We start from the raw sequence: 14,637 nt of genomic DNA on the forward strand, positions 1-14,637 counted from the left end.
TCACGGGTGATGCGTCCTTGCGCACGAAAGTTCGTGGCCGGGGCGGGCCGGCGCTGGGAGCATGGCGGGCATGTTCGAAGAGAAGCGGGTCCCCGACCGGCAGATCCGGGCCGCCCAGACCGACACGACCGTGCGGGTCTACCGGTCGTGCCCGCCCGCCGTCGCCGATGCCGCGCTCGAGAAGCAGACCCTCGGGCAGGGTGGGAGCGTGGCGGTCACGCCGTCGTTCCGGCTCGCGGCCCACGACAGCGACAACGGACGCAAGCCCGGCCACGAGCGCGTCCTGGCCGTCGACCTCACCCGTGACGGCTTCGAGCGCGCCCTCCAGGGGCACGTCGAGTGGGTGCCGGAGCGAGATCTCGACCACACCCCGCTGAACTTCCAGGCGATCCGGCTCGTCGGCGGGCACGCCGACGAGTGGATCACGGCTGTCACCGACGTCACCCCGGTCGTGCGGGACATCGCCGGGCTGCTGGCCACCGACCAGCTCCACCTGGCCGTCAAGCTCGTCCCCCACGAGCCGCCGTACGAACGGGGTTAAGGCAGCGCGCGCCACTTCAGCGAGCCCAGCCCGGCCGCCTCCACCTCGGGGCGGGACGCCCAGCGGACCGTGCCCGGCCGGACGTGGACCCCGGCCCCGACCAGCCAATCCGGCTCGTCGGGCTCGACCCAGGCCATCTCCTCGAAGTCGGCCAGCGTAGGCCAGACGGCCGAACACGAATCACACCTCAGGACCACCGTGCCGGACTCGGTGACCAGCGGCCGCACCAGGCCCTGGTCCCAGAACGACGGACATTCGACCAGCCACATCACCCCAGGAGAACCCACCGCGGTGAACGTCCGCCGCACACGGAGCGAACCCGCGCGGAAGAGCCGGGGAACGCTGTACCGGGTCCAGTGCTTAAGGTTCCCTTAGCACATCTTGATCGAGTCAGTGACCGATACCCTAGTGCGCCACGCCTCACACAGGCCGGTTCCATCACATCGCGGTCACCGAGGGGGTTAGCCTGGTAGGCGCATCAGCGGATTCAAGATCGAGATCGAGACGGATAGAGGCGAGCCCCAGCCGTGTCCAGCAGCAGCCCTGCGTCACAGTTCGGCCCCAACGAGTGGCTGGTCGAAGAGATGTACGACCAGTTCCTCGCCGACCCTTCCTCAGTCGATGCCGCATGGCACGACTTCTTCGCGGACTTCAAGCCGACGCAGAGCGCGCAGGCCAAGGCGGACACCGCCCGGCAGCAGGCCGACGCCAAGCCCGCCACCAACGGCCAGGCCGCCCAGCCGTCGCCCAAGGCCGTGCAGAACGCGGAGTCGGCGGCCAAGCAGGCCAAGCAGGCCGCGCCGGCCAAGCCGGCCCCGAAGGCCGAGCCGAAGGCGGCCCCGAAGCCGGCGGCCGCGAAGGCCGAGCCCAAGGCCGAGGCGAAGAAGGAAGAGCCGGAGTCGAAGCAGCTGCGCGGCGCCGCGGCGGCCATCGCCAAGAACATGGACGCCTCGCTGAGCGTTCCCACCGCGACCAGCGTGCGCGCGGTCCCGGCGAAGCTGATGGCGGACAACCGCATCGTCATCAACAACCACCTCAAGCGCACCCGCGGCGGCAAGATCTCCTTCACGCACCTCATCGGCTACGCCATGGTGCGGGCGCTGAAGGACTACCCGAACATGAACCGGCATTACCAGCAGATCGACGGCAAGCCGTTCGCGATCACGCCGGAGCACGTCAACTTCGGGCTCGCCATCGACATGAAGGGCAAGGACGGGTCGCGCAACCTCGTCGTGGCCTCGGTCAAGAACGTCGAGGACATGACGTTCCTGCAGTTCTGGCAGGCGTACGAGGAGATCGTCAAGAAGGCCCGCAACAACAAGCTGACCGCCGACGACTTCTCCGGCACCACCATCTCGCTGACCAACCCGGGCGGCATCGGCACCAACCACTCGGTGCCGCGCCTGCAGGCCGGCCAGGGCGCCATCATCGGCGTCGGCGCCATGCAGTACCCGGCCGCCTTCGAGGGCACCAGCGAGAAGACCCTGGTCGACCTCGGCATCAGCAAGATCATGACGCTGACCTCGACCTACGACCACCGCATCATCCAGGGCGCGGAGTCCGGCGAGTTCCTCAAGCGCATCCACCAGCTGCTGCTCGGCGAAGACGGCTTCTACGACGACGTCTTCACCAGCCTGCGCCTGCCGTACGAGCCGATCCGCTGGGTCGCCGACATCCCGGACGGCCCGGTCGACAAGACCGCCCGCGTGATCGAGCTGATCGACGCGTTCCGGATGCGCGGCCACCTGATGGCCGACACCGACCCGCTGAACTACCGCCAGCGCAGCCACGCCGACCTGGACGTCCTCTCCCACAACCTGACCTTGTGGGACCTCGACCGCGAGTTCCCGGTCGGCGGCTTCGCCGGCCAGGAGCGGATGAAGCTGCGCGACATCCTGGGCGTGCTGCGCAACTCGTACTGCCGCACGGTCGGCATCGAGTACACCCACATCCTCGACCCCGAGGAGCGCCGCTGGATCCAGGAGCGCGTCGAGATCCCGCACGAGAAGCCGGACCCCGCGGTCCAGAAGTACGTGCTCTCGAAGCTGAACGCCGCCGAGGCGTTCGAGACGTTCCTGCAGACCAAGTACGTCGGCCAGAAGCGGTTCTCGCTCGAGGGCGGCGAGACGGCGATCCCGCTGCTGGACACGCTGCTGGACAAGGCCGCCGAGCACGAGCTCGACGAGGTCGTCATCGGCATGCCGCACCGCGGCCGGCTGAACGTGCTGGCCAACATCGTCGGCAAGCCGATCAGCCAGATCTTCCAGGAGTTCGAGGGCAACCTCGACCCGGGCCAGGCGCACGGTTCCGGTGACGTCAAGTACCACCTCGGCGCCGAGGGCAAGTACTTCCGGATGTTCGGCGACGGCGAGACTAAGGTGTCGCTGACCGCGAACCCGTCCCACCTGGAGACCGTCGACCCGGTCCTCGAGGGCATCGTCCGCGCGAAGCAGGACATCCTCGACAAGGGCGGCGAGGGCTACACCGTCCTGCCGGTCCTGATGCACGGCGACGCGGCCTTCGCGGGCCAGGGCGTGGTGGCCGAGACGCTGAACCTGGCGCTGCTGCGCGGATACCGCACCGGCGGCACCGTGCACGTCATCGTCAACAACCAGGTCGGCTTCACGACCGCGCCGGAGCACTCGCGCTCGTCGCAGTACGCCACCGACGTCGCCAAGATGATCGGCTCGCCGATCTTCCACGTGAACGGCGACGACCCCGAAGCCGCGCACTGGGTGGCCAAGCTGGCCGTCGAGTACCGGCAGGCGTTCCACAAGGACGTCGTCATCGACCTCATCTGCTACCGCCGCCGCGGGCACAACGAGGGCGACGACCCGTCGATGACGCAGCCGGCGATGTACGACATCATCGACACCAAGCGCTCGGTCCGGAAGACCTACACCGAGTCGCTGATCGGCCGCGGCGACATCTCCGTCGAGGAGGCCGAGGCCGCGCTGCGCGACTTCTCGAGCCAGCTGGAGCACGTCTTCAACGAGGTCCGCGAGCTGGAGAAGCACCCCGCGAAGGCCAGCCCCTCCGTCGAGGAGGAGCAGCAGGTGCCGGCCAAGGTCAAGACGTCGGTCTCGAGCGAGGTCATCGAGCGCATCGGCGACGCGTTCGTCCAGGTGCCCGAGGGCTTCACGCCGCACCCGCGCGTCAAGCCGGTGATGGAGCGCCGTCACAAGATGTCCCGCGAGGGCGACATCGACTGGGCGTTCGGCGAGCTGCTGGCGTTCGGGTCGCTGGCGATGGAAGGCCGGCTGGTCCGGCTGTCCGGCCAGGACTCGCGGCGCGGCACGTTCACCCAGCGGCACTCGGTCTTCATCGACCGCAAGACCGGCCAGGAGTACGCGCCGCTGCAGAACCTGGCCGACGGTCAGGGCCGCGTGATGATCTACGACTCGGCGCTGTCGGAGTACGCGGCCGTCGGCTTCGAGTACGGCTACTCGGTGGCGAACTCCGAGGCGCTGGTGATGTGGGAAGCGCAGTTCGGTGACTTCGTCAACGGCGCGCAGACGGTCATCGACGAGTACATCTCCTCGGGCGAGGCCAAGTGGGGCCAGCGCTCGGACGTCGTGCTGCTGCTGCCGCACGGCCACGAGGGCCAGGGCCCGGACCACACGTCCGGCCGCATCGAGCGCTTCCTCTCGCTGTGCGCGGAGGGCTCGATGACGGTGGCGGTCCCGTCCACCCCGGCGAACTACTTCCACCTGCTGCGCCGCCACGCCCTCGACGGCATCCAGCGCCCGCTGGTCGTCTTCACGCCGAAGTCGATGCTGCGCAACAAGGCCGCGACGTCGGCGGTCGAGGACTTCACCGGCGAAAGCCGCTTCATGTCCGTCATCGACGACGTCACGCCGGACCCGTCGAAGATCCGCAAGGTGCTGCTGACCTCCGGGAAGCTGTACTGGGAGCTGGTGGCGGAGCGGGCGAAGCGCGAGGCCGACGACGTCGCGATCGTGCGGATCGAGCAGTACTACCCGCTGCCGAAGAAGAAGCTGCTGGCGGCGCTGGAGCGGTACACGAACGCGACGCAGGTCGCGTGGGTCCAGGAGGAGCCGGAGAACCAGGGTGCGTGGCCGTTCTTCGGCCTGAACCTGCCCCGGAAGTTCCCGGAGGTCCTCTCGGGCCTGCAGGTCGTGTCGCGCCGTCCGATGGCGGCGCCGTCGGCGGGTTCGTCGAAGGTGCACGAGGTCGAGCAGAAGGCGCTGATCGCGAAGGCGTTCGACTGAGTTTTCCCGGAACAGGCCTCCTCACGGTTCGCCGTGGGGAGGCCTGTTTTCATTCGAGAGACTCCGACGCCGCCTTGGCCAGGTTGTGCGCGTTGCGGCGGCACCGTTCGATGTTCCGGTCGCTGGTGTCGGCGGCGGTGACGACCACGGTCACGTCGACGTTGCCCTGGTAGAACCGCACGCCGCACTGCAAGGGGCCGCTCTGGTCGTAGTCGACGTCGGCCGCTTTGGTCGCCTTCCCGATCTGCTCGGTGATCGGCTTCGCGCCGCGGTCCACTTCGATCTCGTAGCCCGCCTTCGCGTACCCGGGGCCCTCCCCGGAACCAGGCTGGGTCGACTTGGCCAGGAACATCGAGAGCGTGCCGGACGACGACCCGGACTTCATCCACGAGCAGCTGAGCTGGGAGAGCTGGATCTTGTCGTCCGAGGTGCTGGCGGGCTCGGCCGGGCTGTCGCTGGTGAGCGGCGGCAGGTTGTCCATCCGGCTCCCGACCTCGCTGCACCGGGGCAGCGAGCGGTACTTGTCGGGTTCGCCGGCCGGAGCGGTCGAGGACGGCGCGGCCACGGACGGCTTGTCGGCGGTGAGCAGGAAGAACGCCCCGACCCCCGCCCCGGCCAGCACGAGCACGCCGACGACCACCAGCACGACGATCAGCGCGGTCTTCCCCCCGGACTTGGGCGGCGGGTAGCCGGGCGGCTGTGGCTGGTAGGGCTGGTACTGCGGATACGGGTATTGAGGTCCTTGCTGCACGAATCGGACACTAGGCCATCCGCGCGGGGCGAGCAGGCCGTTCACCCGAAATCGTCAGGGCCCCGCCGGCCCTCAGCCGCGCACGGCCGCCGCCACGCGGGCCGCGTCCTCGATGGCCTGTTCCGGGGCGTCCTCCGGCAGCGGTAGCAGCACCACCGAGCCGCTGCCCGCGTCGTGCAGGGCCCGGACCGCGGCCGCACAGGTGTCCAGGTCGCCGCAGATCGCCAAGCGGTCGATCCACTCCGGGCGCAGGCCCGCGGCCAGTTCGTCCACTGTGGACGTCGAATCCAGCAGGGCCAGCAGCTCGGTCGCGAACGGCAGGCCCTCGACCTGCACCCGCGAGCCCGGCGTCAGGGACTCCGCGACCGTCCTGCGCGCCCGCTCGCGGTCGCCCAGGGCCAGCCAGTTGTACGTCACCAAGGCGTGCGGTCCCGTCGCCGCGATGCCCGCCAGCGCCGTCCGGACGTACTCCGGCGGGGCCGGCTCGGCCAGGATCGTGCCGTCCGCCGCCGTGCCCGCGATCGCCAGGGACTTCGGGCGGCGCACGCCCGCCACCAGCGGGGGCGGCGAGGACGGCGGGAACACCAGCTCGACCTCGTCCAGGTGGACGTGCCGGCCGTCCATCGAGACGCGCTCGCCCGCCAGCAGCCGCCGGACCGCCACCAGCGTCTCCTCCAGCGCCGCCAGCGGTGACTCCGGGTACGCGCCGATCTGCCGCATCCACGACGCGACGCCGTGGCCGAACCCGGCGATCAGGCGGTCCGGGTGCAGTTCGGCGAGCGCCGCGATCTCCATCGCCGCGATCGCCGGGTTGCGCGCCACCGCCGGCAGCACGCCGATGCCCACCTTGATCGTCGACGTCACCGCCAGCGCCGTCGCGACCGTGGCGACGCCGGCCGCCCAGAAGCAGTCCTCGACCAGCCAGAGTTCGTCGAGACCCGCGTCCTCGGCCTGACGCGCGAGGTCGCGCAGCTTGGCCGGCGGCTGCTCGCGGTTGATCCGGACGCCGACCGACCTCGTGGGTGCGTACACGCGTGGCTCCTGTTCAGATCCGGGAGAACGCGGGCGCGTACTCGAAGGCGCCCGCCTGGGTGGGTTCGTACGCGGCCAGCGTCCGCGCCTGGAAGTGTTCGCCCCACTGCGGATCCGGGGCGGTGATCGACAGGTCGGACGCCGTGACGAAGCCGAACCGCGAGTAGTAGGCCGGGTTGCCGAGCAGGACGACCAGGCCGTGGCCGAGGGCGTCCGCCGCGCCGACGACGGCGTGCACCAGCGCGGAGCCGACACCGGCGGCTTGGTGCGCCGGCAGCACACCGAGCGGCCCGAGCCCGACGGCGGCTTCGGTGTCGTCGCCGAGGCGGGCCCGGCTGCAGCAGACGTGCCCGACGACGGTGTTGTCCCGGATGGCCACGAGCGAGAGGGCGTCGATCAGGTCGCCATCGGCGCGGAGTTCGTCGACGAGAGGCGCCTCGACCGGGGTGACGGCGGGTTCGCGCCGGAAGGCTTCGCTGTGGACGGCGTGGATCGCCGCCTGATCGGCAAGCGTCGCGCGACGGATCAGCATGATCGCCACCTTGCCCGCGCCGGCCGCGGACGGCAATCGGGTTTCGGCTCCCGGCCGGGCGCGTAAAGCAGTTCGCCCACCACGGCCGGCGTGTCAGGATCGAGGGATGCCGGTCGACCCGCACCTCCTGCTGGCCTTTCTCGTCACCACCGCGATCGCCATGGTGACGCCCGGCCCGGACATGCTCTTCATCCTCGGCTGCGGCATGCGTGGCGGGCCGAAAGCCGGGCTGCTGGCCACCGCCGGGGTCGCCACCAGTGAGGCCATCCACGTCGCCGTCGCCGCGGCCGGGCTGGCCGCGCTCTTCGCCGCCGTTCCCGTGGCCTTCACCGTCGTCCGGATCGCCGGGGCCGCCTACCTCATCCACCTGGGCGTCCAGGCCATCCGGAACCGCAAGCCGCTCGTGGAACGGAAGAGCGATCGCGCCTACCTGTCCGGCCTGCTCACCAACCTGCTCAACCCCAAGATGGTCACCTTCACCATCGCCTTCCTGCCGCAGTTCATCGACCCCGCCCGCGGCCACCTCTGGCTGCAGTTCGCCGTCCTCGGGGCGATCATGATCGTGTTCGAGTTCCTCGTCGACGGCACCGTCGGCGTCCTGGCCGGCCGGCTCGGCGGGTGGGTCCGCAAGAAGAAGAACCAGCGGCGGATCGAGGTCGCCACCGGCGGGATCTTCATCGGCCTCGGCCTCAAACTGGCCGCCGACGCCTAAGCGCGCAGGCCGTCGACGATCACCGCCACGATCCGCGGCGCGCGCGCATCCCACTCCGCTTCCGGGATCCGGGACAGCGCCCCGAGCAGCAGGATGACGTCGGCGGCGTCGACACCGGCACGGATCTCCCCCGCGGCCTGCCCCCGGTCCAGCAGCGTTTCGAGCGCCTCGTCGAGCCGGTGGTGCTGGCCGTCGTAGAGGTCCTGCCACGTCGGCACCTCGATCGCCGCCATGACGCCGCGTTTCACGCGCGCGTACTCGACCAGCCGGTCCAGCCAGCGGGCCAGCGCCTCCAGCGGGGAGTGTTCCGCCAGCAGCGGCGCCACCGTGCCGACGAGCTGCGTCAGTTCGGCCCGGTAAACCTCCGCCAGCAGGTGCTCGCGCGTCGGGAAGTGCCGGTAGAGCGTGCCCTGCCCGACGCCGGCGGCCTTGGCGACCCGGTGCAGCTTCAGCTCCTCGGCCGCGCCGTTGGACTCGCTCAGCTCGGCCCGGGCGGCCTCGACGATCCGGTCGCGGTTGGCGACGGCGTCCGAACGCGGCAAGACCGCCTCCTCGAATAAGTGGACAACTGTCCGGTAAGCTTAAGCGGACAGTTGTCAGTTTAGTGGGAGGTGCCATGTCGAACGGACTGGACAAGGTCGTCGCCATCACGGGCGCAAGCAGCGGAATCGGCGAGGCGACGGCCGTCGAGCTGGCGAGCCGCGGCGCGGCCGTCGTGCTGGGCGCCCGGCGCACCGAAAGGCTGGAGGTGCTCGCGCAGAAGATCCGCGCCGACGGCGGCCGCGCGGAACTGCTGGACGTCGACGTCACCCGCCGGGCCGATCTCGAGCGGCTCGTCGCCCTCGCCGTCGAGCGCTTCGGACGGCTCGACGTCCTGGTGGCCAACGCCGGCGTCGCCCGGATCGCGCCGATGAGCGCCCTCGACGTCGACGACTGGGACGCGATGATCGACGTCAACGTCCGCGGCGTGCTGCACGGCATCGCCGCCGCGCTGCCGGTGTTCCGCGCGCAGGGCCGCGGGCACTTCGTGACGACCGTCTCGACGTCGGGGCTGAAGATCGTCCCGACCCAGGCCGTCTACGCGGGCACCAAGAACGCCGTCCGCACGCTGCTGGAGGCGCTGCGCCAGGAGTCGACCGACGGCGTCCTGCGCACGACGTCGATCTCGCCGGGGTACGTGCGCACCGAACTGGTCGACTACGTCCAGGACCCCGAGCAGCGCGAGCAGGCGCAGCAGGCGATGGCCGCGCTCGGCATCGCTCCCGAGGCGGTGGCACGGGCGATCGCATTCGCCATCGAGCAGCCGGACGACGTCGAGATCGGCGATCTCACCATCCGCCCCACCCGGCAAGGCTGAGCGGTGGGCGAGCGCGACTGGCGGGTGCTGCTGCTGGGCGGCGCGTCCGGCACCGGCAAGAGCCGGCTCAGCTACCCGCTGGCCCGGCGGTACGAGGTGCCGATCGTCGAGGTGGACGACCTCGTTCTCGCCGTGCAGCGGATGACCACCCCGGCGCAGCAGCCGCTGGTGCACTACTGGGACACCCACCCGGACGCCGGCAGCCTGCCGGTGCCGCAGGTCCTGGAGCTGCAGATCGCCGTGGCCGAGGCGCTGCGGCCGGCGCTGGAGGCGGTGATCGGCAACCACCTGGAGACCGACACCCCCGTCGTCATCGAGGGCGACTACCTGCTGCCCGCACTGGCCGCGCAGGACTCGTTCGCCGGCCAAGCGGCCGGCGGCCGGGTCCGCGCGGTGTTCCTGCACGAGCCCGACCCCGGCCGGCTGGTCGCCAACTACCTGGAGCGGGAACCGGACGAGGGCGAACAGCACAGCCGGGCACAGGTCAGCGCTCGCTACGGCGACTGGCTGGCCGCGCGGGCCCGCGAACACGGGATCCCGGTCCTCACCGCACGACCGTGGACCACCGCGCTGGATCGGCTGTGCGCCTTGCTGGACGCTCCGCGCGGAGGCGCGGGCTAGGCCCGCGCGAGGAAGTCCTCCGCGATGTCCAGGGGATTCCGCTTCTCTTCGGTGAACTCGACGTTCAGCCGCGTCAGCTGTTCGGTGGTCAGCGCCGCCGAGACGCGGTTCAACGCCGCCACTTCGGCGGGCGACAGCGTTCCCTTCGCCACCAGGGGCACGATGTTCTGCGCCGGGAACATGTTCTTGTCGTCGACCAGCGGCACGAACCCGTTGGCCGCGATCGTCGACGACGTGCTGAAGAGGTCCGCCACCTGGACGTCGCCGGACTTCAGCGCCGCCACCGTCACCGGGCCGCCCGTGTCCGTCGTGCGGATTTCCTTGAACTCGCAGCCGTACAGCGACTTGATCTTGTCCTTCCAGCGGCTGCTCCACTGGCCCGGCCCGCCGAACACCAGCTCACCGCAGCGCTTCCCCAGGTCGGAGAACGTCTTGACGCCCGATGCCGCCAGCTGCGGCCCGACGACGAGCAGATCCTTGTCCTCCGCCGGTGCCTGGTCCAGCACCTCGAAGCCCGCCGGGATCTTCTGCTTCAGCTGCGCGTAGACGTCCTGGGACGTCGTCGCCGTAGTGTCCTTGTCGAAGTACCGCAGCAGGTTCCCGCTGTAGTCCGGGACCACCGACAGCGACTTGTCCTGCAGTGCCTTGACGACGACCTCGCGGCTGCCCACCGGCGGCCGCACCGTCACGTTCGAAGCACCGGCCTGCCGGAGCGCTCCGGCGTAGATCTGGGCCAGCAGCAGGCTTTCGCCGACGTCCGACGCGCCGATGATGATGTCGCCCGAAGCGCCACCTTCGCCGCCGCCCGCCAGCGGGTTGCCGCAACCGGCGGCCAGGACCAAGACCGCCACAAGGGAAATCAGCCGCTTCACGCCGTCACCTTCTTCGCGGCCGCCGCGAGCCGGACGCCCCGCGGCACCAAAGCGCGGTTCAGCAAGGAAAAGAGCAGGTCGAGGACGATGGCCAGCAGCGTCGTCAGCAGGGCGCCCGCGATGACCTCGGAATAGTCCAAAATGGCCAGTCCGTCGAGCAGGAACCGGCCCAGGCCACCGAGTCCGACGTACGCGGCCACCGCGGCGGTCGCCACGAGCTGGAGCACGGCGTTGCGGATGCCGCCGAGCACGAGCGGCAGGGAGATCGGCACCTCGACCTTCCACAGCCGCTGCCAGCCGGTCATCCCGACGCCCTCGGCGGCGTCGACCACGCCGTGGTCGGTCGCCTGCAGCCCGGCGTACGTGCCGGCCAGGATCGGCGGCACGGCCAGCACGACGAGGCCGATGATCGTCGAGGTGACGCTCTCGGTGAAGAGCAGGAACAGGAACGTCACGAGCCCCAGCGTGGGCAAGGCGCGGATGGCGTTGCCGACGCTCACCAGCGCGACGCCGCCGCGGCCGGTGTGGCCGACGAACAGGCCCAGCGGCACGGCGATGACCAGCGCGATCACCAGTGACAGCCCGGTGTAGCCGAGGTGTTCCAGCAGCCGCTGCGGGACGCCGTCGGGCCCGGACCAGTGGGCCGGGTCCCCGAACCAGTGGAAGAGGTCGGTGATCATGCGGCTCCCACCCGGGTCCACGGCGTCAGCAGGTTTCGCGAGCCCACCAGCACGAGGTCGACGACCAGCGCCAGCAGCAGGGTCAGCACGATGCCGACCACGATCGGCGAGAAGTACTCGCGCTGGAAGCCGTCGGTGAACAGCACGCCGAGGCCGCCGGTGCCGATCAGCGCGCCGACGCTGACCAGGCTGATGTTGCTGACCGACGCGACGCGCACGCCGGCCGCCAGCACCGGCACCGACAGCGGCAGTTCGACGGCGAAGAACCGCCGCACCGGCTTGTAGCCGACCGCGGTCGCGGCGGCGACCACCGGCGGCGGCACCGCGTCGAGGGCGTCGAGCACCGGCCGGACCAGCAGTGCCGTGGTGTAGATGGTCAGCGCGACGACGACGTTGACGCTGTCCAGGATCTTCGACCCGATCAGGCCGGGGATGACGACGAACAGCGCGAGCGACGGGATCGTGTAGAGCAGGTTCGCCACGACCATCAGCACCTGCCGCGCGGGCCGCCAGCGGTGGCCGAGCCAGCCCGCCGCGATGGCCAGCACGATGCCGAGCACCAGCGGGAGCAGCGCCAGGTAGACGTGGTCGCCCAGGTCGCCGAGGATCTGGCCGCGGTTGTTCGCGCTGCTCAGGTACCGCCCGAGCTCGTCGAAGAAGCTCATGACGCCTGGGGCGTGCCCTCGATGACGTCCAGGACCTGCCGCGCGACCACGGCGCCGAGCACCCGGTGTTCTTCGTCGACGACCACGCCGAGGCTGGCCGGCGACGACAGCGCCGCGTCGAGCGCGCCGCGGATCGGCGTCCCCCGCACCCACAGCGAGCCGCCGGCCACCAGGTCGTCCTCGCCGAGCGGACCGTCCACAGTGGAGTTCGGGGGCAGCCAGCCGCGGGGCTGCTTCTCGGTGTTGACCGCCAGCCGCCAGCCGTCGCTCGCCGCGACCGTGGCGCCGACCTCGATCAGCTCCAGCTCCTTGACCTCGACCCCTTCGGCGGAGAGGAACGACAGGCCGCGGTAGCCGCGGTCACGGCCGACGAAGGACGCGACGAAGTCGTCGACCGGGTGCCGGAGGACGTCGGCGGGCGTGCCGTACTGGGCCAGTTTGCCGCCGACGCGCATCACGGCCACCTTGTCGCCGAGCCGGACGGCCTCGTCGATGTCGTGGGTGACGAACACGATCGTCTTGCCCAGCTGCGACTGCAGCCGCAGCAGCTCGTTCTGGAGGTCCTCGCGCACGATCGGGTCGACCGCGGAGAACGGCTCGTCCATCAGCAGCACCGGCGAGTCCGCGGCGAGCGCGCGGGCGACGCCGACGCGCTGCTGCTGGCCGCCCGAAAGCTGGGCCGGGTACCGCTTGCCGAGCTCGACCGGCAGGCCGATGATCTCCAGCAGCTCGGCGGCCCGCTTGCGCGCCTTCGCCTTGTCCCAGCCGGAAAGCAGCGGCACGGTGGCGATGTTGTCCAGGACCGTCCGATGTGGAAAGAGGCCGGCGTGCTGGATGACGTAGCCGATGCCGCGGCGCAGCAGGGCCGGGTCGCCCTCGGCGACGTCCTTGCCGTCCAGCAGCACCTGGCCGCCGGTCGGCTCGACCATCCGGTTGATCATCCGCAGCGACGTCGTCTTGCCGCAGCCGGACGGGCCGACGAACACGGTGATCGTGCCGTCTTCGACCGTGAGGTTCAGCTTGTCGACGGCGACCGTCCCATCCGGATACTGCTTGGTCACGTCGCGGAATTCGATGGTCACTGCCACTCCCCATGTCCCGGTGGATTCGACCGTAGCCGAGTCCGCGGTGGTTGGCACGCTGTTCCGAGGGGTGGCTACTAGGCTCAGAGTCCGTGAAGGCTCTCGACGACGTCCTCGCCGCGCACGGTGTCGGCGTCCGCCCGCTGTACCGCGTCCTCGACCTGCTGCGCACCGGCGACCACGACCTCGGCGAGCTGGTCCGGTTGAGCACCGCCCCGCGGCGCAGCGTGGAAGCCGTCCTCGCCGCGCTCGGCGACGACCTGGACCGCAGCGGCGACCGCCTGCGCATCGCCCCCGGCGTCGCGGCGTCGTACCTGCAGTACCGCGCGCCGCGCTACGCCGACCCGCTCGACGAAGCAGTCGCGGCGCACGAGTTGCTGCCGAAGGTCGCCGAGTGGGTGGCCGAGGTGCCGTCCCCGCTGGCCGCGCTCGACCACGTGCAGGCCACGCCGGAGACCGTGCTGCGCCGCGCGCTCTGGCTGGACGCGCAGTACGACCTCACCGCCACCCGCCTGCTGTTCCTCGGCGACCACGACCTGACGTCGCTGGCCGTGCGGGCGATCTGCCCGTCGGCGGCCCTGACCGTCGCCGACCTCGACGAGCGCGTGCTCGCCTACCTCGACGACCGCGGCGGCCGCGAGATCCGGACCGTGCACGCGGACCTGCGGGTCGGGCTGCCACCCGCGTTGAGCAGCGGCTTCGACCTCGTGTTCAGCGACCCGCCGTACACGCCCGAAGGCATGGGGCTGTTCGCGGCGCGCGGGGTGCAGGCGCTGCGCGAGCCGAGCGAGGGACGGCTGCTGCTGGCGTACGGCTACAGCCCGCGGCACCCGGCGCTGGGTGCGCAGGTGCAGCGCTCGCTGGCGACGCTCGGGCTGACGTTCGAGGCGATCCTGCCCGGCTTCAACCGCTACTTCGGCGCTCAGGCGATCGGCAGCGCGGCGGATCTGTACGTCTGCCAGCCGACGGCGAAGGCCAAGAAGATGCGCAGCGGCAAGGCGATCTACACGCACGGGCCGCAGTCGGTGGAGGCGGCCGGGACGAAACCGGCGCTGCTGGAGAAGCTCAAGGAGATCGCCGGCGCGGGCGGCCTCGCGCTGGAATCGCGGCCGGTGGACTGGTCGATCTCCGGCCCCGAGGGCGACGCGGTCGCGATGGACCTCTCGGCCGACCCGGGCCCGTGGCTGCTGCGGACGCTGCTGGGCACGAACGCCCGCCGCCTGGCCCTGCTGCTGCCGAACGCCCACCCGGACTTGGCGGACCAGGCGTCCCAGGAAGCGCTGGCGTCACTCGTCCGGGGGAAGTACGCGCTGCGGTACCTGCGGAGCACGCCGGACAACCGGCACGCGGTGGTGGTCGCGGAGGCGGTGGCGCACCAGGACGAGGTCCTGACCCGCGCCCACGCCCGGCTGGCGAACGTCTCGCTCGACGTCCCGGACGACCTGGTGGACCTTCGCCTGGTCGACGTCCCCCGCCACCGCCTGGCCGACCTGCTCGGTTCCTGAGCCTGCCGCAGCCGTCGTGAGTGGCAAGGCGGGTGCTAACCCGCTTTACCACTCA

General features: G+C 70.8%; 15 protein-coding genes. 6 read left to right on the top strand and 9 right to left on the bottom strand.

Going from position 1 to position 14,637, the window contains the following annotated elements; genetic code table 11:
* Positions 1–70: 70 nt before the first annotated feature.
* The gene (locus tag H5965_RS28310; RefSeq protein ID WP_310973378.1) at positions 71–541 is read left to right on the top strand and encodes a DUF4291 family protein; all 471 of its coding nucleotides are present in this window, start codon (positions 71–73) and stop codon (positions 539–541) included.
* On the opposite strand, the gene H5965_RS28315 is transcribed toward H5965_RS28310, so the two are convergent.
* Positions 538–828 carry a hypothetical protein gene (locus tag H5965_RS28315; RefSeq protein ID WP_310973379.1) on the bottom strand — a complete coding sequence of 97 codons (291 nt, stop codon included), beginning with the start codon at positions 826–828 and terminating at the stop codon, positions 538–540. The two genes, H5965_RS28310 and H5965_RS28315, sit on opposite strands and share 4 nt — an antisense overlap.
* A gap of 240 nt (positions 829–1,068) precedes the next feature.
* Here H5965_RS28315 and H5965_RS28320 point away from each other — a divergent pair, with 240 nt between their 5' ends.
* Positions 1,069–4,773, top strand: a complete 3,705-nt coding sequence (locus H5965_RS28320) for a multifunctional oxoglutarate decarboxylase/oxoglutarate dehydrogenase thiamine pyrophosphate-binding subunit/dihydrolipoyllysine-residue succinyltransferase subunit (RefSeq protein ID WP_310973380.1) — start codon at positions 1,069–1,071, stop codon at positions 4,771–4,773.
* Positions 4,774–4,822: 49 nt separating this feature from the next.
* On the opposite strand, the gene H5965_RS28325 is transcribed toward H5965_RS28320, so the two are convergent.
* From H5965_RS28325 to H5965_RS28335, 3 genes are all read right to left on the bottom strand, one after another.
* Positions 4,823–5,524: a hypothetical protein gene (locus H5965_RS28325; protein WP_310973381.1), complete on the bottom strand. Its 702-nt coding sequence runs from the start codon at positions 5,522–5,524 to the stop codon at positions 4,823–4,825.
* 72 nt (positions 5,525–5,596) lie between these two features.
* Positions 5,597–6,556: an LLM class flavin-dependent oxidoreductase gene (locus tag H5965_RS28330; protein WP_310973382.1), complete on the bottom strand. Its 960-nt coding sequence runs from the start codon at positions 6,554–6,556 to the stop codon at positions 5,597–5,599.
* 13 nt (positions 6,557–6,569) lie between these two features.
* A complete protein-coding gene (locus H5965_RS28335) occupies positions 6,570–7,088 on the bottom strand; it encodes an N-acetyltransferase (protein ID WP_310973383.1) in 519 nt (172 codons plus the stop codon).
* A 106-nt stretch (positions 7,089–7,194) separates the two neighbouring features.
* Here H5965_RS28335 and H5965_RS28340 point away from each other — a divergent pair, with 106 nt between their 5' ends.
* On the top strand, positions 7,195–7,800 hold the full coding sequence (locus H5965_RS28340; protein ID WP_310973384.1) for a LysE family translocator: 606 nt from the start codon (positions 7,195–7,197) through the stop codon (positions 7,798–7,800).
* Here the strand turns inward: H5965_RS28340 and H5965_RS28345 are convergent.
* On the bottom strand, positions 7,797–8,342 hold the full coding sequence (locus tag H5965_RS28345; RefSeq protein ID WP_310973386.1) for a TetR family transcriptional regulator: 546 nt from the start codon (positions 8,340–8,342) through the stop codon (positions 7,797–7,799). The two genes, H5965_RS28340 and H5965_RS28345, sit on opposite strands and share 4 nt — an antisense overlap.
* 74 nt (positions 8,343–8,416) lie before the next feature.
* On the opposite strand from H5965_RS28345, the gene H5965_RS28350 reads away from it, so the two are divergent.
* Positions 8,417–9,157: an SDR family oxidoreductase gene (locus tag H5965_RS28350; protein WP_310973388.1), complete on the top strand. Its 741-nt coding sequence runs from the start codon at positions 8,417–8,419 to the stop codon at positions 9,155–9,157.
* Between the two features lie 3 nt (positions 9,158–9,160).
* Positions 9,161–9,778: a hypothetical protein gene (locus H5965_RS28355; RefSeq protein WP_310973390.1), complete on the top strand. Its 618-nt coding sequence runs from the start codon at positions 9,161–9,163 to the stop codon at positions 9,776–9,778.
* On the opposite strand, the gene H5965_RS28360 is transcribed toward H5965_RS28355, so the two are convergent.
* The 4 genes from H5965_RS28360 to H5965_RS28375 are packed head-to-tail and all read right to left on the bottom strand — an operon-like array spanning position 9,775 to position 13,077.
* Positions 9,775–10,650, bottom strand: coding sequence for an ABC transporter substrate-binding protein (locus H5965_RS28360; RefSeq protein WP_310973392.1), 876 nt, complete (start codon positions 10,648–10,650; stop codon positions 9,775–9,777). The genes H5965_RS28355 and H5965_RS28360 overlap by 4 nt on opposite strands.
* On the bottom strand, positions 10,647–11,330 hold the full coding sequence (locus H5965_RS28365) for an ABC transporter permease subunit (RefSeq protein WP_310973394.1): 684 nt from the start codon (positions 11,328–11,330) through the stop codon (positions 10,647–10,649). The genes H5965_RS28360 and H5965_RS28365 overlap by 4 nt, the downstream gene beginning before the upstream one ends.
* Positions 11,327–11,995 (bottom strand): ABC transporter permease subunit, encoded by a 669-nt coding sequence (locus H5965_RS28370; RefSeq protein WP_310973396.1) that lies wholly within the window; start codon positions 11,993–11,995, stop codon positions 11,327–11,329. The genes H5965_RS28365 and H5965_RS28370 overlap by 4 nt, the downstream gene beginning before the upstream one ends.
* The gene (locus tag H5965_RS28375) at positions 11,992–13,077 is read right to left on the bottom strand and encodes an ATP-binding cassette domain-containing protein (protein WP_310973398.1); all 1,086 of its coding nucleotides are present in this window, start codon (positions 13,075–13,077) and stop codon (positions 11,992–11,994) included. The genes H5965_RS28370 and H5965_RS28375 overlap by 4 nt, the downstream gene beginning before the upstream one ends.
* A 92-nt stretch (positions 13,078–13,169) precedes the next feature.
* Between H5965_RS28375 and H5965_RS28380 the strand changes: the two genes are divergently transcribed.
* Positions 13,170–14,582, top strand: coding sequence for a bis-aminopropyl spermidine synthase family protein (locus H5965_RS28380; RefSeq protein WP_310973400.1), 1,413 nt, complete (start codon positions 13,170–13,172; stop codon positions 14,580–14,582).
* Positions 14,583–14,637: the final 55 nt, after the last annotated feature.

The organism is Amycolatopsis sp. 505, assembly GCF_031625235.1.
Classification (GTDB): domain Bacteria; phylum Actinomycetota; class Actinomycetes; order Mycobacteriales; family Pseudonocardiaceae; genus Amycolatopsis.